This window comes from Serratia sp. CY47444, from assembly GCF_052168635.1.
Taxonomy (GTDB): Bacteria; Pseudomonadota; Gammaproteobacteria; order Enterobacterales; family Enterobacteriaceae; genus Serratia; species Serratia bockelmannii.
Map to the genome: position 1 here is coordinate 190,256 of NZ_JBJNMH010000003.1, position 19,797 is coordinate 210,052.

Sequence of the window (19,797 nt, forward strand, 5' to 3'; positions counted from 1 at the left end):
ACCACACCGCCTGCGAGGCAAAGCCGGCACCACGTAAGGAGAGCGCTATTTGGCGTTAATTTATCTCCCGCACGGGGAAAAAGGCAAGCGCCATGAGGGAGATAATAGCAGGATCGCCGGTTTAGCCCCTATTCCGGCGATTTTGTCTCGGATTTGCTGTTAATCAGCCCGACACCGAACAGAATAAACAGCGTGCCCAACGTTTTCAGCAGCGTAGCGGACTCGTTAAACCACGGCAGGATCACCGCCGCCAGATAGACCAGCGCGTAGCTAACGCTCAACAGAGGATAAGCGCGGTTTAACGGCAGATGGCGCAGCGCGAAAAACCAACACAGCATCGACAGCGCATAGCCGAAGATGCCGCCGCCCACCGCCAGCAGCGGTATCCAGTAATTGCCGATCAACGCCAACGAGACATCGGCGAACGACATCAGCGGGATCTGCACCATGCCCCACTTCATCAGCAACTGCGCCAGCGTCACCAGCAGTACGCTGGCGGCGCCCCAGGCATAGCCCTTCATGAATGCACGCTCATCAGCAGGATCCCCAGCATAATCGACGCCACGCCGCACCAGTGGCGAGCGGTCGTCGGCTCATGAAACAGCCAGCGCGCCGCCAGCGTCACCATCACGAAGTTAAGGCTGAGCATCGGGTAAGCCAGGCTGAGCGGCAGACGTTGCAGCACATTGAGCCACACCGCCATGCCCAGCCCCAGCAGCAGCACCGCCAGCGCCAGCCAGCGCAGCGTCTGTTTCAGCCGCGCCTCGCCCGCCCGTTCCCAACAGTGCGCCGCCTGTTTCTGGCACAGCTGCCCACCACAGGTGAGCAGACTGACCACTATCACCAACAGAAAACCGATCATGGTTGCTGTTTATACCACATCAGCACCAGGCGGTTCATGCGATCCACCTTGTCTGCGGCAGGCAGCTCCTGCGGCAGCGCTTCGCCACGTGACAGTTGCAGCACCAACGATACGTTCCCCTGCTTACGCGCCTGCGCCAGCCACTGCGGGAAATCGGCATCGCTGATCAGGTGACCTTTGGCGTCCGGATACTCCAGACCATAGGCCACCTCGCCTTTCTGGCTGTACATCAGCACGTCGCTGCGCTTCAGCTCCCAGGCCAGGCCGGCCGCCAGCCCAACGCTGTCGCTTAGCACGTAACGACTGTCGCCCAGCTCGGCCATCGTGGCGCGGGCGAAGTTTTGCGGCAGTTTGGAATCGGTCACCTGTTGCGGAATGGCGTAACCGATCACCAGGCACAGCAGCACCGGGCAAGCCGCCGCCCAGCGCCATTGGCGGCCGTTATCGCGTGCGGAAACCAATGCGAACAGCAGCCAACCACCGAAGGCGATCAGGCCGAGCACCACTTTCGGCCACTCTTGGGGAGTAAACAGATGCGCTTTCGGCAGCAGACCGGAGCTCAACACCACCAGCGCCACGATGCCAATCAGCCCGAACAGGCCGTTCAACCAGGCATTGGCCTTGAACAGCTTGGCGCGCAGCGTGGCGGCATAGTCTTCCGCATAGGCGGTCATCAGCAGCGCCAGCGGCGCCATGCACGGCAGAATGTAGGTCGGCAGCTTGCCTTTGGCGATGCTGAAGAAGATCAACGGCATCATCGCCCAACTCAGCAGGAAGAACAGCTCCGGGCGCTGCACGCGCTCGCGCCAACCTTTGAGCAGCGCGCCGGGCAGCAGCGCCAGCCAAGGCAGCACCGCCGCCAGCAGAACCGGCAGGTAATACCAGAACGGCGCCTTGTGTTGAGCATTATCTTCGGCGAAACGCTGAATATGCTCGACCCAGAAGAAATAATTCCAGAAGTCGGGTTCGCGTTGCGCGATCGCCAGCGCCCACGGCAGGCTGAGCAGCGTCGCGGTCACGATCGCCACCGGGCCATAGCACAGCAGATCCTTGATGCGGCGTTGCTGGATAACGATCGGGATCACCGCGATCACCGGCACCGCCAGTGCCAGGAAGCCCTTGGTCATAAAGCCCATGCCGCAGGCCAAGCCCAGCAGTGCGTAAGCGCCCAGTTTTCCCTTGACCGAGGAGGCCTTCAGCGTCAGGTAATAACTGACCATCGCCGCCGCCAGCCACAGCGAGATCATCGGATCCAGCACGCTGTAGGTGCCGATGCTGAACACCAGCACCATCGACAGGAACATCAGCGCCGCCAGGCTGGCGCGGCGCGCATTGCGCCACATCAGCATCGCCAGCGCGAACACCAGCAGCGCGGTCATGCCGGTGCTGAACACCGAGCCGAAACGCACCGCAAAGTTGTTTTCGCCAAACAGCCACTGGCTGATGTTATTGAACCAGTAACCCGCTACCGGCTTTTCGAAATAACGCAGCCCCAGCAGGTGCGGCACCACCCAATCGCCGCGCTGCAGCATTTCACGACTGATCTCGGCATAACGCGTCTCATCCGGCTGCCACAGCAGGCGGCCGTTAAGCGGGATCAGGTAAACCAGAGCAAAAAAAACGGCCAGCAGAATGGCCCAGGATCCTTTTAGCGCCTTCATGTAACGTCCTTCACATCGGTTTGACAGCCCAGCCAACCTTCGCGGCCGGGGAAAGGAGCACGCTTGATGCGGCCCAACGGCAGTGACGCCAAATCTTGTGGTAACAGCGCGCTAAGCGGACAGAATTCGATGCCCTGCTGCCGTGCGCGTTGCAATAACTGTTCGAACATCGCCGCTTGCGACATGCCTTCCACTTCGGTGTGAATGGTGTACACCGGCACGCCGCGATCGTTCTCGATGGCGCGCAGAATGTAGTCGTTGAAGTCGGCCATGCTGACTTCGCTGCCGATCACTTCGTCGAAGGTCGGCAACGTCACCGGGATCTGCACCGTGCCGTGGCGCCCGTCGCTCAGCACCGGACGGAACGGATGGGTGCCGCGGCAATCGCTGTTGTAATGAAAGCCGAAGCGCTGCTTGACCTCCAGCACGCGCGTATCGGCACGCCAGCCCGCCACGGCGGAGCATTTCACCGGCTGGCCGGTGCAGGCGCTCAGGGCGTCGACGCCCCGCTGCACCTGTTCGGTCAGCTGCGCTTCGCTCCACTTGCCAACCTTGGCCTGCCACCCTTGGTGATCCCAGGCGTGCAGCCCGACTTCATGGCCGGCTTCGGCGGTGCGCTTCATCAGCGGCCCCAGCGCGCGTGAAATGTTGCGCCCCGGCCAGGCGGTACCGGCCAGCAGAATATCCAGCCCATACAGCGAGGCGGCGTTCGAACGCAGCATTTTCCACAGAAATTTCGGACGCAAAAGGCGCCAAAGATGGCGCCCCATGTTGTCCGGTCCCACGCTGAAGAAGAAGCTGGCCTGAATGTCGTACTTGTCGAACAGGTCCAGCAACTGCGGCACCCCTTCACGGGTGCCGCTGAAGGTATCTACATCAACCCGCAGACCGACTTTCTTCATGCACCGTTCCCTTCCTGAACGGTAGTGCGCAAGAAGTAGTCCAGCGTATCGGTGACGGTTTGCTTCATCTCGATGGTTGGCTGCCAGCCCAGCAGGCGGTGAGCGTTCTTGATGCTCGGCGTGCGGTGCTCGACGTCCTGGTAACCTTTACCGTAGTAGCTGCTGCTCTCCACGTCCTTGAAGCCGGCAAACGGCGGGAAGCGGTCGCGCAGCGGGTGGTTGTTGAAGCTTTCCAGCAGCATTTCCGCCAGCTCGCGGATGCTCGCTTCGTTGGTCGGGTTGCCGATGTTGACGATCTGGCCGTCGCACAGGCCATCGCGGTTCTCAATGATGCGGAACAGCGCTTCGATGCCGTCGTTGATGTCGGTGAAGCAACGTTTCTGTGCGCCGCCGTCCATCAGTTTGATCGGCGAACCTTCCACCAGGTTGAGGATCAGCTGGGTGATGGCGCGGGAAGACCCGATGCGCGCGGCGTCCAGGTTATCCAGACGCGGCCCCATCCAGTTGAACGGACGGAACAGCGTGAACTTCAGGCCTTCTTTGGCGCCGTAAGCCCAGATCACCCGATCCAGCAGCTGTTTGGAGACCGAGTAGATCCAGCGCTGTTTGTTGATTGGCCCGACGATCAGACGCGAATGGTCTTCGTCGAACTCTTTGTCGTCGCACATGCCGTACACTTCTGAGGTGGACGGGAAGATGATGCGCTTGTTGTATTTCACGCAGTCGCGAACGATCTTCAGGTTCTCTTCGAAGTCAAGCTCGAACACGCGCAGCGGGTTACGGGTGTATTCGATCGGCGTCGCGATCGCCACCAGCGGCAGCACCACGTCGCATTTCTTGATGTGATACTCGATCCACTCGGAGTGGATGCTGATGTCGCCTTCCACGAAGTGGAAACGCGGGTTGTCGAGGAAGCGGCTGATGGCGTCAGAGCCGATATCCAGGCCGTAGATGTCGTAGCGATCGTCACGCAGCAGGCGTTCGGTCAGGTGGTTACCGATGAAGCCGTTAACCCCGAGGATCAGCACGCGAGTGCGGCGTTTCATCACGGCATTCGGCTTGGCGGCCAGGCGCACGTCGGTGACGATGCCCATTTCTTGCGCCAGGCGGCTGCCCTGCACGTACAGACCGCTGTCGTTCTGGCCGGCGACGATCTCCAGCACGCCTTCGCCACAGGCGATGACCAGCGGCGAGGTGCTCAGCACGGTGCCCGGTTGTTTATCATGTTGGGTATCCAGCACGCGGGAGCGCCAGACGATCAGCTTGCGCTGGCCGAGGTAGCTGAATGCGCCCGGGTACGGTTCGGTGACGGCGCGTACCAGGTTGTTGATCTCTTTGGCGGACTTGTGCCACAGGATCTCGCCGTCCGCTGCGGTGCGGCGGCCGAAGTAGCTGGCCTGAGACTCATCCTGCTTGGTGAAGGTGGCGGTGCCGTTCTTCAGCTTCGGCAGCTGCTCTTGCAACACGACCTGCGCGGCTTCCAGCACTTTTTTGTGCAGCGTCAGCGCGGTGTCGTTGTCTGCGATGGTCACTTTCTGCTGACCGACGATGTCGCCGGCATCCGGGCGTTTCACCATCTTGTGCAGCGTGGCGCCGGTTTCGGTTTCGCCATTCACCAGCGCCCAGTTCACCGGGGCGCGGCCACGGTAGTGCGGCAGCAACGAACCGTGCAGGTTGAAACCGCCCTGCGGCGCCAGCGACAAGATCTCGTCGCTCAGCATGTGGCGGTAGTAGAACGAGAAGATCACGTCCGGCTGCAGTGCGCGGATGCGGTCAACCCATAGCGGGTGATTTACGTCTTCCGGCGCATAGACCGGCAGATCCAATTCGGCGCCCAAACGGGCCACGGAGGAGAAGAAATTGTTCTCACCAGGGTCGTCGGTGTGCGTGAATACGGCCTGCACGTCATAACCCGCCTCAGTCAGCGCTTTCAGACCTGCGCAGCCAATATCGTGGTAAGCAAATACAATAGCTTTCATCATTCTTCTTCCTGAGTATTGTGGTCCTGCTGTGCACCGACCACTTTCTGAACAAAATAGCGAGGACGCGCACGCACGTCGGTATAGATGCGGCCGATGTATTCACCCAGTAGCCCCATGCCAACAAACTGGGCGCCGATAAAGGTGAACAGCACGGCGAAGAGGGTGAACACGCCGCCGGCGGCCCATTCAGGGCCGAGCAGCAGACGCAGCGCAATCAGCACCAGTGCCAATACAAACCCGGACAGCGCCACGATGCTGCCGACCACGCTGAGCAAACGCAGCGGCGTAGTGGTCAGGCAGGTGATCAGGTCGTACATCAGGTTGATCAGCTTCATCAGGCTGTACTTGGAGTCGCCAAACTCACGTTCGGCGTGACGCACGTCGATCTCGGTCGTGCGACGGGCGAAGGTGTTCGCCAGAATCGGGATAAAGGTACTGCGCTCATGGCAGTGCAGCATCGCCTCAACGATATGACGACGGTAGGCACGCAGCATGCAGCCATAGTCCCCCATCGACTTGCCGGTGGCGCGTTGAATCATCATATTGATCACGCGCGAGGCGCTTTTGCGGAACCAGGAGTCTTGACGGTTGGCGCGCACGGTGCCCACCACGTCATAGCCCTCTTCCGCCACGCTGACCAGACGAGGGATCTCCTCCGGCGGGTTCTGCAGATCGGCGTCCAGCGTAATCACCAAATCGCCGGTCACCTGATTGAAACCGGCCATAATGGCCGAGTGCTGGCCATAGTTGCGGTTCAGTAAGACAGCGACCACGTTGCTGTCCGGCTTTTCCGCCGCCGCAGTCAGCATGTCGGCGGAATTGTCGCTGCTGCCATCGTCGACGAGGATGATTTCATAGGGTTGAGATAACTGCTTACAGGCGGCAGTAGTGCGTTCCAGCAACGCCGGCAAGCTTTCCTGCTCGTTGTATACCGGGATGACTATCGACACTTTTTTAATCGGTTCAACGCGAGACACGTAAAGACTCCACAACAGAAGACAAGGCATTGACCACGCGATCCACGTCGGCGTCGGTCATATCAGGGAATAGCGGTAAGGTGCACAGCCGCGCCGAGTTCCACTCGGTATTCGGCAAAGAAAGCTGCGGATAGCGCTCACGGTAGAATTTCTGGGTGTGCGCGGCACGGAAATGCAGCCCGGTGCCGATGCCAACCTCTTTCAGGCGCTCCATCAGTTGGTCGCGATCGAGGCCGCAGCGCTCGGCATCGACGCGCACCATAAACAGGTGCCAGGCGTGGTCATGCGGATAATCCGGCACGCCCAACGGTTGGAACGGCGAGCCTTCCAGCGCGCTCAGGTAGCGCTGCGCCAGCGCCTTGCGACGCGCGTTCAGCTCGGCGAAGCGCGAAAGTTGCACCACGGCGATCGCCGCGTGAATGTCGGACAGATTGTATTTGTACCCCGGTTCCACCACTTCGGCCTGCGGTTTGCGGCCAAGCTGCTGGCGATCGAAGGCATCGACGGCCAGACCGTGGAACTTCAGGCAACGCAGGCGATCCGCCAGCGCATCGTCGTCGGTGGCGATCAGGCCGCCTTCGGCGCAGGTCACGTTTTTGATCGCATGGAAAGAGAAAATCGCCGTGCCGCGCGCGCCGACCCATTCGCCGTTGTAGCGCGTGCCGACCGCGTGGGCGGCGTCTTCGATCAGCGGCAGACCATGGCGTTCGGCCACGGCGCGCAGCGCATCCATCTGCAGGGGGGCACCGGCGTAATGCACCGGAACAATCGCTTTGGTATTCGGGGTGATGGCAGCCTCGACGTCGGCGGCGCTGACCATCAACGTATCGCGGTCAACATCGATCATCACCGGCGTGGCGCCCAGCAGCTCGATCATGTTGAGGGTGGAGACCCAGGTTTGCGAAGGGGTGATGACTTCGTCGCCAGGGCCGACGCCAAGCGCCATTAACGTGATGTGCATGCCCGCCGTGGCGGAACTGACCGCGATGGCGTGCTTACAGCCGAAGGTGGAACAGAAGTCGCTTTCCAGTTGCTGGTTTTGCGGCCCGGTGGTGATCCAACCGGAGCGCAACACTTTCTCTACCGCGGCGATTTCTTCATCGCCGATGGCCGGACGAGAGAAAGGCAAAAATTGATCCATAGTTAACCCCAAACGTATCGAGCTGCTTTTGATGACACTGTAAATCCCTTTCGTTTAACGAATATTAAACGCCAGAGAAGAATCGTTTCCGTGGATTAACTGACAATGTAAGGCCGCAAGCTTAACTAAACCTTAAGACGAGACTCGTCATCAGTGGGAGAACTGATAGGAAGGTGCCGTCATCATTAATTTAAATTTATTATTAAAATCAATTTCTTATATTTATTAATAATTATTTACTTATTTTATTTTTGCCGAATCAAGCGTAGCACGTCATCGACGTTTTTCAAGAAAATCCACGAGAAAATGAGAGGCAGCACAATAATAGCCGATGATTACCCGGATATTTATATTCACTACGTTTAGTTTTCGTTTACATTTATGCCGCCGGGGCGAATTAAGCCGTGCGGGTCATGATCCAACGCTGGTTCCCCACCCATTGCAGGTGGAAATCCACTTCATAGATCTGCGACAACAGTGCGGGCACCATCACCTCACGGGTGATGCCCTGCGCGACCAACTGCCCAGCGTGCAACAACCAAACCCGATCGGCCTGCTGCAGGGTATGATTCAGATCGTGCGCACACACTAGCGCGCTGCGCCCACTTTGGCAGAATTCGCGCAGCAGGCGATCCAGCGCAACCTTTTGCGCCACATCCAGGCTATTGGTCGGTTCATCCAGCAACAACAATCGGCTATGCGGGTTGACGCTGGGCCACACCTGCAGCAATACCGCCGCCAGTCGCACCCGTTGCCATTCTCCGCCGGAAAGCTGCGCCAGCATGCGTGACAGTTTATCCACCAGCTTCAACCGCTGGCACAGATAGAGGATGGCTTGCTCCACCTCGGTTTGCGCCGCGCCGGCAGGACGGTGCAACGCCAAATACTGAAACACCGGCATGAGCGACACCGGCGGCTGTTGCTGGCTGAGATAACCGCGTCGGTGCGCCAGCTCGTCGCCCGAATAACCGGACAGCGCGCGTCCGTCCAGGCAGACTTCGCCCTGCCCCGGCAGCATGCCCGCCGCCCGGGCCAGCAAGGTGCTCTTCCCTGCGCCATTTGGGCCGATCAGGTGAACCTGCAACCCGCAGTCAATCTGTGCCGTAAAAGGCGCCAGGCGCCCCGCCACCCCAACCTCAACGAGTTGCAGCATCCGTATTATCCCGCCAGCGCTTGTTTCACCGCCGCCACCAGCGCCGGATCCTCTGGCGTGGTGTCAGGCGAGAAGCGCTGGATCACCGTGCCGTCGCGTGCGATAAGGAATTTCTCGAAGTTCCACAGAATATCGCCGGTGTGCTTCGGCGCACGCCCTTTGCTGGTCATCCGCGCCAGGAACTCGCTGCCTTCCGGGGCGACAGCTTCCGGCTGGGCGGCAATCAACGCCTGATACAGCGGATGACGGCCTTCGCCGTTCACCTCAATCTTGGCGAACATCGGGAATTGCACGCCGAAGGTTCCGCGGCAAAACGCCAGGATCTCTTCGTTGCTGCCCGGCTCCTGACCCAGAAATTCATTGGACGGGAACCCCAGAACTTCCAGCCCCCGATCGCGATAGGTTTCGTACAGCGCTTCCAGCCCTTCGTACTGCTTGGTCAGGCCGCACTCCGAGGCTACGTTGACCACCAGCAGCACCTTGTCCTGATAGCTCCCCAGCGTGGTGGCCTGATTTTCGATGGTCTGTAACGGCAGATTGTAGATTGGCTTACTCATCGGTTGTCATCCTTTGGTTTTTTAATGGCAGGTGAATAAAGAAAACTACCTTACGCCCTTTGTCCGGGTCAGTAACCAGATAAATAGCGGCGCCCCCAGCGTGGCGGTCACCACGCCGATCGGCAGCTCGGCCGCCAGCAGCGCAACGCGGGCCACCACATCGGCCACCAGCAACACGCCGGCCCCCGCCAGCGCGCAGGCCGGCAACAGATAGCGCTGGTCAGTCAGGCCCGTAAGCCGCAAAATATGCGGGATCACCAGGCCGACGAAGCCGATCACCCCGGCCAGCGCCACGCTGACACCGACCAGCCAGCCGATCGCCAGCACCAGCAGATTGCGCCACAGATGCAGCGACAGCCCGAGCTGTCGCGCCTGCACCTCGCCCAGCGCCATCAGATTGAGCACCCGCCCCTGGCCACACAGCCACAGCAACACCGGCAGCAGCGCCAGCACCAGCCACTTTTGGCGCCAGTCTACGCCACCGAAGCCGCCCATCATCCAGTACATCAGCTGCCGCAGATCGAGACTGGTACTGAAATAAACTGCCCAGGTCATCAGCGCGCTACACACGATGCCCAGCGCCACGCCGACCAGCAACAACCGCGCATTGGTCAAGCGTCGCCGGCGAGCAAAGCCCAACAGCAAGAAAGTCATCGCCAGCGCACCGACTATCGCGGCGGCGCTCAACAGCGCCACCGGCAACAAACCGTGCCCCAACAACACCGTCAGCACCAGCGCGACACCGGCGCCGTTAGCGACGCCCAGCAGACCGGGCTCCGCCAGCGGGTTTTCAAACAGCGCCTGCATCACCGCGCCCGCCACCGCCAGGGCAGCGCCGACCAGCATCACCGCCAGCGCGCGCGGCAAGCGCAGTTGCCAAACGAACAGTTGCGCCCGTTCGCTGAACCATTCTGACGGCCATATCCATTGGTCGCCGGCGCAAAGGCTGAACAGTAAAGCCACCGCCACGCCCAGCGCCAACAGACTGACCTGGCGTTTATCGCAGTAACGTTGATGTTGCAACAGTAAGGTGAAGGTACGGCTGGTTGGCATGGCGCGGCGATTCCCTGCCGGCCGCTGTCGTGGCCGGATAATTGACGTCTGAGTCGAATATTAGGGGGTTAACGCCGCAAGGGGAAGCCTTGCGTAGGCGATGGCGCAGGAAAGCAGCGGCTGGTCCTGCCCGTCATCGCAACGATGATGGCAAAACCAGCCGCCGATAAACTCAGGGATTAACGATGCGGGCCGGCGTTGCCCGGTGGATAAGGCTGACCGCGGGCGTCATCACGGCGGTCATGGTCACCACGATCGTCATGACGGCGGTCGTGGTCGCGATTATCGCGATCGCCGTGGAACGGATTGCCGCTGCGTGCCGGCTGGCGATGTTCATAGCCACGCGGCGGCGAAGGTTGCCAGCGTCCGCCGTCCCAGTACAGACCGCGCGCATTGCGCTCCCCCAGACCTCGGCCCTGGTGCGCATGCCACCACTGCGGTGGGCGCCAGTCGTAGCCATCCCAGTAGTAGCCGCGGCGGTCCTGATCCCCCAGGTGCAGAGAAACGCCCGGCACGTTGATATCGACGGACACATCGGCCTGCGCCGCCAGCGGCAGCGACAGCGGGATACACACCAGCAACAGGATTTTTTTCATTTTACCTTCTCACTCTATTTTTCTTGCTGCAGTGGTTATATCAGCGCATTTATTTAACGACTATCTCATCGATGCCTATTTTCAGATCGTTTTCGACGGCCTTACACAATCCCTACACTGTTTGCCGCCGCCTTTAATTATCATAGCCACTGACAAGGCTTAATGAATTGCTGACATCGCTTAAGCGACGCGACAATTATAATTAACCGGATTCCCATCGGAGGATAATAAAATGATTAAACGTATAGGTAGGTTGTTAGCCGTTGTAGCCTTGGCCTCAAGCCTCAGCGCCTGCTGCTGGGGCCCTCACTGGGGCGGCGGCCACCGCGGCGATGGCCCTGGCCATTATTACGGCCGTTACTGAGGAGAGAAAATAGATTCACTCATCAACAATAATAAGATATAAGAATATTCCGCAACTGAGGTTAAATTAATCCCCCATACCGACTTAACGAACAAATTTAATAGTCGCCTTGAGAATTAGGAATAAACTGAATTTTGCCCCAGAAAAGAAAAAGGCCGCGCAAGCGGCCTTTTTTGATGTCACGTCACTCACCCTTTCGGGCTGGCGTTTTCTACCCGGCTTTTCAGCTTCTGCCCCGGACGGAAGGTCACCACGCGGCGCGCCGTAATCGGAATGTCTTCGCCGGTCTTCGGGTTACGCCCCGGACGTTGGTTCTTGTCACGCAGATCAAAGTTGCCAAAACCCGACAGTTTTACCTGTTCGCCATTCTCAAGGGCCCGACGGACCTCTTCAAAGAACAGTTCCACCAGGTCTTTGGCGTCCCGTTTGCTAAGCCCAAGCTTCTCAAACAGGTGTTCTGACATTTCAGCTTTAGTAAGCGCCATAGGTTCAATCCCTCAAGGATGCTTGGAATCGCTGTTTTAGAGCCTCTACGCATTTTGCAACGGTAGCGGCTATCTCCTCTTCTTCCAGTGTACGAGCGGTATCCTGCAATACCAGACTGATAGCCAGGCTCTTGTCACCTTCTGCCACGCCCTTGCCACGGTACACGTCAAACAAGTTTACGCCAACTACCTGATTTGCGCCAACTTTCTTACACTCGGCCAAAATATCTTCTGCGGGGACGTTTTCAGCCACCACAACAGCGATATCACGGCGGTTTGCCGGGAAGCGCGAAATCTCCCGCGCCTGAGGCACGGCGCGGCTCGCAAGCTTGTTCCACTCCAGTTCAAACACCACGGTGCGGCCGTTAAGATCCAGTTTACGTTCAAGTTCCGGGTGAACCACACCGATGAAACCAACGCGTTCGCCGTGCAAATAAATCGCCGCACTTTGCCCTGGATGCAGGGCCGGATTGGCTTCCGCCCGGAACTGAATTTCGGATAATTTACCGGTCAGCTCGAGGACAGACTCCAGATCCCCTTTTAAATCATAGAAGTCGACGGGCTTGCGCGCCAGATCCCAATGTTCATCGTGCGTATGGCCGGCGATCACGCCTGCCAGCATGACGTCCTGACGGATACCCAGATTTGCCGCACTATCAGGCACAAAGCGCAGGCCGCTTTCGAACAGGCGCAGACGCGTCTGCTGGCGGTTCTGGTTGTACACTACCGCGGACAGCAGGCCGGTCCACAGCGACAGGCGCATGGCCGACATTTCGACCGAAATCGGGCTCGGCAGGATCAGCGCTTCTTCATTCGGATGCAGCAACGCCTGCACTTTCGGATCGACGAAGCTATAGGTGATCGCTTCCTGATAACCGTGATCGACCAGCATGGTCTTCACGCGCTTGAGCGTCAGATCGGCTTCGCGATGCTGGGTCATCACCAGATCGGCACGCACCGGCACATCCGGGATGTTGTCGTAGCCGTAAACACGCGCCACTTCTTCCACCAGATCCTCTTCGATCTCCATATCAAAACGCCAGCTCGGCGCGATCGCTTGCCAGCTGTCGCCCTGCTCGGTCACCTGGCAACCCAGGCGGCGCAGAATGTCGCTGACCTGCTCGCTCGGCACCACGTGGCCGATCAGGCGATCCAACTTCTCGCGGCGCAGCGTGATGGTGGCGCGCTTCGGCAGTTCGTTTTCATCGGTCACGTCAATAATCGGACCGGCCTGGCCGCCACAGATGTCGAGCAGCAGGCGCGTGGCGCGCTCCATCGCTTTGTACTGCAGCGCCGGATCGACACCGCGCTCATAGCGATGAGAAGCATCGGTGTGCAGGCCGTGACGGCGCGCGCGACCGGTGATCGATAGCGGACTGAAGAAAGCGCACTCCAGCAGCACGTCCTGGGTTTCCCCGTTGACGCCGGAATGCTCGCCACCGAAGATGCCGCCCATCGCCAACGCTTTTTGATGATCGGCGATCACTAAGGTGTCGGCGTTCAGTTTGGCTTCGTTACCGTCCAGCAGCGTCAAGGTTTCCCCTTCTTCCGCCATGCGCACCACGATGCCGCCGTCGATGCGGCTCAGATCGAAGGCGTGCATCGGCTGGCCAAGTTCCAACAGCACATAGTTGGTGACGTCGACGACGGCATCGATAGAACGGATACCGCAACGACGCAGTTTTTCACGCATCCACAGCGGGCTTGGCGCCTTGACGTCGATGCCTTTCACCACGCGGCCCAGATAACGCGGGCACGCCTGCGGCGCGTCAACGCGGATCGGCAGCGTGGCGTCGATAGTGGCAGCCACCGGGCTCATATCCGGCTCGGTCAGCGCAACCTGGTTCAGTACGCCCACGTCACGCGCAACGCCGATGATGCCCAGGCAGTCGGCGCGGTTCGGCGTGACGCTGATCTCGATGGTGTTGTCGTTCAGTTTCAGATAGTCGCGGATGTCGGTGCCGATCGGCGCATCCAGCGGCAGCTCAATGATGCCGTCATGATCGTCGGAAATGCCCAGCTCGGAGAATGAGCACAGCATGCCTTCCGAAGGCTCGCCGCGCAGCTTGGCGGCCTTGATTTTGAAGTCGCCCGGCAGCACCGCGCCCACGGTGGCGACCGCCACTTTCAGGCCGGTGCGGCAGTTCGGCGCGCCGCAGACGATGTCGAGCAGGCGATCGCCGCCTACGTTAACCTTGGTGACGCGCAGTTTGTCGGCGTTCGGGTGTTGGCCGCACTCGACCACTTCGCCCACCACAACGCCGTTAAACGCGCCGGCAACCGGATCCACGCCGTCCACTTCCAAACCGGCCATGGTGATTTGATCGGATAATGCTTCGCTGCTGATGGCCGGGTTTACCCACTCGCGCAACCAGAGTTCACTGAATTTCATGTGATATTCCCGCCTTACTTAAACTGTTTGAGGAAACGCAGATCGTTTTCGAAGAATGCGCGCAGGTCGGTGACGCCGTAACGCAGCATCGTCAGGCGCTCCATGCCCATACCGAAGGCGAAGCCGGAGTAAACTTCCGGATCGATGCCCACGTTGCGCAGCACGTTCGGATGCACCATGCCGCAGCCCAGCACTTCCAGCCATTTGCCGTTCTTGCCCATCACGTCCACTTCAGCGGACGGTTCGGTGAACGGGAAGTAGGACGGACGGAAACGAACCTGCAGGTCTTCTTCAAAGAAGTTATTCAGGAAATCGTGCAGCGTGCCCTTCAGGTTGGTGAAGCTGATGTCTTTATCAACGATCAGCCCTTCCATCTGGTGGAACATCGGGGTGTGAGTCTGATCGTAGTCGTTACGATAAACGCGGCCCGGCGCAATGATGCGGATCGGCGGCTGCTGGTTCTTCATGGTGCGGATCTGCACGCCGGAGGTCTGAGTGCGCAGCAGGCGCGTGGCGTCGAACCAGAAGGTATCGTGGTCGGCGCGCGCCGGGTGATGCCCTGGAATATTCAGCGCGTCGAAGTTATGGTAATCGTCTTCAATCTCCGGGCCGGTAGCGACGGAGAAGCCCAGCTCGCCGAAGAAGGTTTCGATGCGGTCGATGGTGCGGGTCACCGGGTGCAGGCCGCCGTTTTCCATGCGACGGCCCGGCAGAGAGACGTCGATGGTTTCAGCCGCCAGGCGCGCGTTCAGCGCGGCGCTTTCCAGCGCGTTCTTGCGCGCATTCAGGGCGTCTTGCACCTCTTGCTTGGCCTGGTTGATCACCGCGCCGGCCGCCGGGCGGTCTTCCGCCGGTACGTCGCGCAGAGACTGCATCTGCAAGGTGAAATGACCTTTCTTGCCAAAATATTCGACGCGTACCAAATCTAACGCGGCAACATCCTGGGCATCTTCTACGGCTGCCTTGGCACTGGCAACCAGCTCTGCGAGATGTGGCATTGCTTTCCTCTTCCTCTGGCCGGGATGGCCCTAAGTAATTGTTATCTATTATTCGAACACGCCTTTGAGCAATCTTCAAAGACTTTTCAATGCGTTGTCGGCCGGATGGCTCACCTGCGCGGCACAGGGCCGGCTGAGTACCCGCCGTTCTCACCGCAACGCTTTGCAAGGCGAGCCGATGGCCAAAAACAAAAAAGCCTCCACGAGGGAGGCTTAGGCGCTACTTTTCGTTTCTTTTCTTACGCGCAAAGCCTCCTGAAATCAGGCGCTAAAGTAAAAAAAGAAACGAAAAATAGCTGCGTGCATGATTGCGGTACCTTGTCGATGATTGACCACCAGTGATATAGCGGCGGGCAATGAAAGTCAATATTTGTCGCTGAAAACAAAGATTAAAAGAGGGAGCAAGCTCCCTCTTCTACTGACTTACGCCAGAGCTGCTTTCGCTTTCTCAACCAGTGCGCCGAAGGCCACTTTGTCGAAGACTGCGATGTCAGCCAGGATCTTACGGTCAATTTCGATCGACGCTTTTTTCAAGCCGTTGATGAACTTGCTGTAAGACAGACCGTTCTGACGAGCAGCTGCGTTGATACGTGCAATCCACAGCTGACGGAACTGACGCTTACGTTGACGACGGTCACGGTAAGCATACTGGCCTGCTTTGATTACTGCCTGGAAGGCAACACGATATACGCGCGAACGGGCACCGTAGTAACCTTTCGCCTGCTTCATAATTTTCTTGTGACGTGCGCGTGCAATTACACCACGTTTTACGCGAGCCATATGCTCTCTCCTAAAGTCTTATTCTAAATTCAAAAAAAATGGCTTATGCGTACGGCAGGCACGCGGTAACCAGGACCAGATCGTTTTTAGACACCATGCCTTTCGGACGCAGGTGACGTTTACGCTTGGTTGCTTTTTTGGTCAGAATATGACGCAGGTTGGCATGTTTACGCTTAAAACCACCGCTGCCGGTTTTTTTGAAGCGCTTGGCTGCACCACGTACAGTTTTAATCTTTGGCATTTTAATTAAATCCACTTCGCATTGTTAAACAACGAATCAGTTGGGCGAATAAAACCCACACAGCGCAAGCGCCGCGCGGGTTCCATTACTTGTAAGCCTTACTGTTTCTTCTTAGGAGCGAGCACCATAATCATCTGGCGGCCTTCGATCTTCGTAGGGAAGGATTCGACCACTGCCAGATCCATATCTTCACACAGGTCTTTACGGACGCGGTTAAGCACTTCCATGCCGATCTGCTGGTGCGCCATCTCACGCCCACGGAAACGCAGGGTGATTTTGGCTTTATCGCCATCTTCCAGAAAGCGAATCAGGTTGCGTAGTTTGACCTGATAGTCGCCATCATCGGTGCCAGGACGGAATTTGATTTCCTTAACCTGGATAACTTTTTGCTTCTTCTTCTGTTCTTTCGTCGACTTGCTCTTCTCGTAGAGGAATTTGCCGTAATCCATGATTCGGCAAACTGGCGGTTCGGCATTTGGGCTGATTTCTACTAAATCAACGCCCGCTTCCTCAGCTTTTTCAAGAGCTTCATTCAGACTGACAATACCAATCTGCTCGCCATCGACGCCGGTTAGGCGAACTTCTTGCGCGCGAATTTCTCTGTTAATGCGATTAGGACGCGCCGGTTGAACTCGTTTTCCGCCTTTAATACTTTATTCCTCCAGTTGATGAAGACTACGGCTGCGAATCTCTTTCAGCAGCTTGTCTACGACTTCGTTTACGTCCAGGCTTCCCAAGTCTTTGCCACGGCGGGTACGAACGGCAACTTTGCCTGCTTCGACCTCTTTGTCACCGCACACCAACATGTAAGGGACTCGACGTAAAGTATGTTCGCGAATTTTAAAGCCAATCTTCTCATTTCTCAAGTCCGCTTTCACGCGAATACCTGCATCCTGCAGTTTTTTGGTCAATTGCTGGACGTAATCAGACTGGCTATCGGTGATATTCATCACCACCACCTGCACCGGAGCGATCCAGGTCGGGTAGAACCCGGCATATTCTTCGGTAAGGATACCGATGAAGCGTTCCATGGAGCCCAAAATGGCGCGGTGAATCATTACCGGCACGACGCGATCGTTGTTTTCGCCAACGTACGATGCGCCCAAACGGCCCGGCAAGAAGAAATCGAGCTGCACGGTACCACATTGCCATGCGCGATCCAAACAATCATGCAGGGTAAATTCAATTTTCGGTCCGTAGAAGGCGCCCTCACCCGGCTGATATTCAAACGGAATGCCGTTCTCGGTCAGCGCAGCGGCCAGGTCTTCTTCCGCACGGGTCCACATGTCGTCGGTGCCGATGCGTTTTTCCGGACGCGTGGACAGCTTGACGGCGATCTTGTCGAAGCCGAAAGTGCCGTACACGTCATACACCATGCGGATACATTCGTTCACTTCGGCGCGCACCTGCTCTTCGGTACAGAAAATGTGGGCGTCATCCTGCGTGAAGCCGCGCACGCGCATCAGGCCGTGCAGGGAACCCGAAGGCTCGTTGCGGTGGCAGCTGCCGAATTCACCCATGCGCAGCGGCAAATCACGGTACGACTTCAGGCCCTGGTTGAAGATCTGCACGTGACCCGGGCAGTTCATCGGCTTGATGCAGTATTCGCGGTTTTCCGACGCGGTGGTGAACATGGCGTCTTTGTAGTTTTCCCAGTGGCCGGTTTTTTCCCACAGCACGCGGTCCATCATGAACGGACCTTTCACTTCCTGGTACTGATACTCTTTGAGCTTCATGCGCACGAAGGCTTCCAGCTCGCGGAAGATAGTCCAACCGTCGTTGTGCCAGAACACCATACCCGGCGCTTCTTCCTGCATGTGATACAGGTCGAGCTGTTTGCCGATCTTGCGGTGATCGCGCTTGGCCGCTTCTTCCAGACGCTGCAGGTAGGCGTTCAGCTGCTTCTTGTCTGCCCAGGCGGTACCGTAGATACGCTGCAGCATTTTGTTTTTGCTGTCGCCACGCCAGTAAGCGCCGGAGGTTTTCTGCAGTTTGAAATGGTGGCAGAAACGCATGTTCGGCACGTGCGGGCCGCGGCACATGTCGACGTATTCTTCGTGGTGATACAGGCCCGGACGATCGTCATGGCTGATGTTCTCATCCAGGATCGCCACTTTATAGATTTCGCCGCGCTCAGCGAAGGTGTCACGGGCTTCTTGCCAGCTGACCTTCTTCTTGATGACGTCGTAATCCTTATCGGCCAACTCGTGCATCCGCTTTTCCAGCAGATCCAGGTCTTCCTGCGTCAGGGTGCGGTCGATGTCCACGTCATAATAAAAACCGTTGTCGATCACCGGACCGATCGCCATTTTGGTATCCGGCCACAGCTGCTTGATCGCATGACCCAGCAGGTGCGCGCAGGAGTGGCGCATGATTTCCAGACCGTCTTCATCTTTGATGGTGATGATGGCCAACTGCGCATCCGATTCGATCAGATCGCCGGCGTCAACCAGCTCGCCGTTGACGCGGCCGGCGATACAGGCTTTCGCCAGGCCAGGGCCGATATCGCGCGCGACATCCATCGGGGAAACGGGGTGGTCGAAATGACGCTGACTTCCGTCAGGAAGGGTAATAACAGGCATTAATAATTCCTTATCTACAGTGGTGACCCACACGACAGATCACATGCAGTACGAAAATTGGATTTTGGGTTTGGTCAGCCAGGTTTCAGATCTCGCCCACAATTGCCAGATTGAAACCTCACTGGGTATACAGAATGGAACGCATACCTTCTCAGCCGCATTCGGCTAAGCGAATAGTATCACTAAAATTGTTCCGGATAAATAAAGTGCCACCGCCCTCACACTTTCGCCTCATTCGATGCCAAAACGCCTTTCAGATAGCTGAGGGTAGCCAACAGACACAGGCCATAGCCCAACAGTTCGCACCCCTCTTCCACCATGTTTTTCACCACTCGGTTGTAGCCGTCCAGCATCAGCGTTTGCCACAGCGCGCTCATGCCGAACAGGCGTGAAAACACCAGAATGCACAGCAGGCCGGCGCACATCATGCCGTAGCCGGGATGCGTCACGAAATAGGCCAGACCGCGCACCGTGGCCGCAATATGCCGTGCCGCATGCCACAGGCAGGCCAAGGCGACCGCCAGTGCGAACCACACCCAGGCGCCATGCCACAACGCATCGAACGCGAAGTCCATCTCGCGGATCAGCATGCAGAGAAAGAAGCCGCCAACCAGCAGCCAGGCGGAACGCCGTTCAGCCTGTCGCCGGGCCGCGGCGAAAAAACCGCCGGAGATGGCGAGCAGCAACAGTTCCTGTGCCGCTTCGGTCAGCGAGGTTTCATGAACGAAGTTATGCAGCCAGTGCACATCGATAAACACCAGGCCGACCAATGCCGCCATGAAGGCGGCGGAAAGCGCGAATGCGCCGATTTTCCCCAGTAAAAGATGCAGTTCTTGTTTCATAATCACACTCATTATTATTTACAGCGCATCTATGGTATCCACCTGTTCTCAGGGATCGTGGCAATTGGTGCCTAATGCCCTGAGCCACGCGAAAGGTGGTCGTTAATTACGCCGAAACAATAAAAAAACCCCGGCACCTGGGCCGGGGTGGGGCCAGTCTTTCCTGGCTGTCACTTCATCGTCGTCAGTATTCCAGGCTCTCATCCCTCTATCATCGAGACGCGCAAAG

20 protein-coding genes and 1 other annotated feature are annotated in these 19,797 nt (G+C 58.1%); all 20 genes read right to left on the minus strand.

Annotated features, from left to right (window positions below; genetic code table 11):
- Positions 1-128 precede the first annotated feature (128 nt).
- Positions 129-521 carry a 4-amino-4-deoxy-L-arabinose-phosphoundecaprenol flippase subunit ArnF gene (arnF, locus tag ACJ8IL_RS07355; RefSeq protein WP_089195823.1) on the minus strand — a complete coding sequence of 131 codons (393 nt, stop codon included), beginning with the start codon at positions 519-521 and terminating at the stop codon, positions 129-131.
- On the minus strand, positions 518-862 hold the full coding sequence (arnE, locus tag ACJ8IL_RS07360) for a 4-amino-4-deoxy-L-arabinose-phosphoundecaprenol flippase subunit ArnE (RefSeq protein WP_025302628.1): 345 nt from the start codon (positions 860-862) through the stop codon (positions 518-520). Before arnE ends, arnF begins: the two co-directional genes overlap by 4 nt.
- Positions 859-2,523, minus strand: coding sequence for a lipid IV(A) 4-amino-4-deoxy-L-arabinosyltransferase (gene arnT / locus ACJ8IL_RS07365; protein ID WP_025302627.1), 1,665 nt, complete (start codon positions 2,521-2,523; stop codon positions 859-861). The genes arnE and arnT overlap by 4 nt, the downstream gene beginning before the upstream one ends.
- Entirely contained in the window at positions 2,520-3,425 is a 906-nt protein-coding gene (arnD, locus tag ACJ8IL_RS07370) for a 4-deoxy-4-formamido-L-arabinose-phosphoundecaprenol deformylase (RefSeq protein ID WP_025302626.1), read from the minus strand. Before arnD ends, arnT begins: the two co-directional genes overlap by 4 nt.
- Entirely contained in the window at positions 3,422-5,404 is a 1,983-nt protein-coding gene (gene arnA / locus ACJ8IL_RS07375; RefSeq protein ID WP_442516480.1) for a bifunctional UDP-4-amino-4-deoxy-L-arabinose formyltransferase/UDP-glucuronic acid oxidase ArnA, read from the minus strand. The genes arnD and arnA overlap by 4 nt, the downstream gene beginning before the upstream one ends.
- Entirely contained in the window at positions 5,404-6,384 is a 981-nt protein-coding gene (arnC, locus tag ACJ8IL_RS07380; protein WP_025302624.1) for an undecaprenyl-phosphate 4-deoxy-4-formamido-L-arabinose transferase, read from the minus strand. Before arnC ends, arnA begins: the two co-directional genes overlap by 1 nt.
- A complete protein-coding gene (gene arnB / locus ACJ8IL_RS07385) occupies positions 6,371-7,525 on the minus strand; it encodes a UDP-4-amino-4-deoxy-L-arabinose aminotransferase (protein ID WP_442516453.1) in 1,155 nt (384 codons plus the stop codon). Before arnB ends, arnC begins: the two co-directional genes overlap by 14 nt.
- A gap of 397 nt (positions 7,526-7,922) precedes the next feature.
- Positions 7,923-8,678 (minus strand): vitamin B12 ABC transporter ATP-binding protein BtuD, encoded by a 756-nt coding sequence (gene btuD, locus ACJ8IL_RS07390; protein WP_060432949.1) that lies wholly within the window; start codon positions 8,676-8,678, stop codon positions 7,923-7,925.
- Positions 8,679-8,683: 5 nt separating this feature from the next.
- On the minus strand, positions 8,684-9,235 hold the full coding sequence (locus ACJ8IL_RS07395; RefSeq protein WP_025302621.1) for a glutathione peroxidase: 552 nt from the start codon (positions 9,233-9,235) through the stop codon (positions 8,684-8,686).
- A 45-nt stretch (positions 9,236-9,280) separates the two neighbouring features.
- Entirely contained in the window at positions 9,281-10,288 is a 1,008-nt protein-coding gene (gene btuC / locus ACJ8IL_RS07400) for a vitamin B12 ABC transporter permease BtuC (RefSeq protein ID WP_060432948.1), read from the minus strand.
- Between the two features lie 179 nt (positions 10,289-10,467).
- On the minus strand, positions 10,468-10,884 hold the full coding sequence (locus tag ACJ8IL_RS07405) for a DUF2502 domain-containing protein (protein WP_197826565.1): 417 nt from the start codon (positions 10,882-10,884) through the stop codon (positions 10,468-10,470).
- Positions 10,885-11,436: 552 nt separating this feature from the next.
- Positions 11,437-11,733 carry an integration host factor subunit alpha gene (ihfA, locus tag ACJ8IL_RS07410; protein WP_004931414.1) on the minus strand — a complete coding sequence of 99 codons (297 nt, stop codon included), beginning with the start codon at positions 11,731-11,733 and terminating at the stop codon, positions 11,437-11,439.
- Positions 11,734-11,737: 4 nt separating this feature from the next.
- Complete coding sequence (gene pheT, locus ACJ8IL_RS07415; RefSeq protein WP_049205172.1) at positions 11,738-14,125, minus strand: phenylalanine--tRNA ligase subunit beta; 2,388 nt, start codon at positions 14,123-14,125, stop codon at positions 11,738-11,740.
- A 14-nt stretch (positions 14,126-14,139) separates the two neighbouring features.
- Positions 14,140-15,123, minus strand: coding sequence for a phenylalanine--tRNA ligase subunit alpha (pheS, locus tag ACJ8IL_RS07420; RefSeq protein ID WP_043143373.1), 984 nt, complete (start codon positions 15,121-15,123; stop codon positions 14,140-14,142).
- 187 nt (positions 15,124-15,310) lie between these two features.
- Positions 15,311-15,433 (minus strand) — a sequence feature (Phe leader region).
- The gene (pheM, locus tag ACJ8IL_RS07425; protein WP_121626058.1) at positions 15,385-15,429 is read right to left on the minus strand and encodes a pheST operon leader peptide PheM; all 45 of its coding nucleotides are present in this window, start codon (positions 15,427-15,429) and stop codon (positions 15,385-15,387) included. It overlaps the preceding feature by 45 nt.
- A gap of 113 nt (positions 15,434-15,546) precedes the next feature.
- On the minus strand, positions 15,547-15,903 hold the full coding sequence (gene rplT, locus ACJ8IL_RS07430; protein WP_004931417.1) for a 50S ribosomal protein L20: 357 nt from the start codon (positions 15,901-15,903) through the stop codon (positions 15,547-15,549).
- Between the two features lie 43 nt (positions 15,904-15,946).
- Positions 15,947-16,144 carry a 50S ribosomal protein L35 gene (gene rpmI / locus ACJ8IL_RS07435; RefSeq protein ID WP_004931418.1) on the minus strand — a complete coding sequence of 66 codons (198 nt, stop codon included), beginning with the start codon at positions 16,142-16,144 and terminating at the stop codon, positions 15,947-15,949.
- A 98-nt stretch (positions 16,145-16,242) separates the two neighbouring features.
- Entirely contained in the window at positions 16,243-16,794 is a 552-nt protein-coding gene (infC, locus tag ACJ8IL_RS07440; RefSeq protein ID WP_048233542.1) for a translation initiation factor IF-3, read from the minus strand.
- A gap of 3 nt (positions 16,795-16,797) precedes the next feature.
- A complete protein-coding gene (gene thrS / locus ACJ8IL_RS07445) occupies positions 16,798-18,726 on the minus strand; it encodes a threonine--tRNA ligase (RefSeq protein ID WP_025159696.1) in 1,929 nt (642 codons plus the stop codon).
- Positions 18,727-18,944: 218 nt separating this feature from the next.
- Positions 18,945-19,568 (minus strand): hypothetical protein, encoded by a 624-nt coding sequence (locus ACJ8IL_RS07450; RefSeq protein ID WP_025302616.1) that lies wholly within the window; start codon positions 19,566-19,568, stop codon positions 18,945-18,947.
- Between the last annotated feature and the right edge of the window lie 229 nt (positions 19,569-19,797).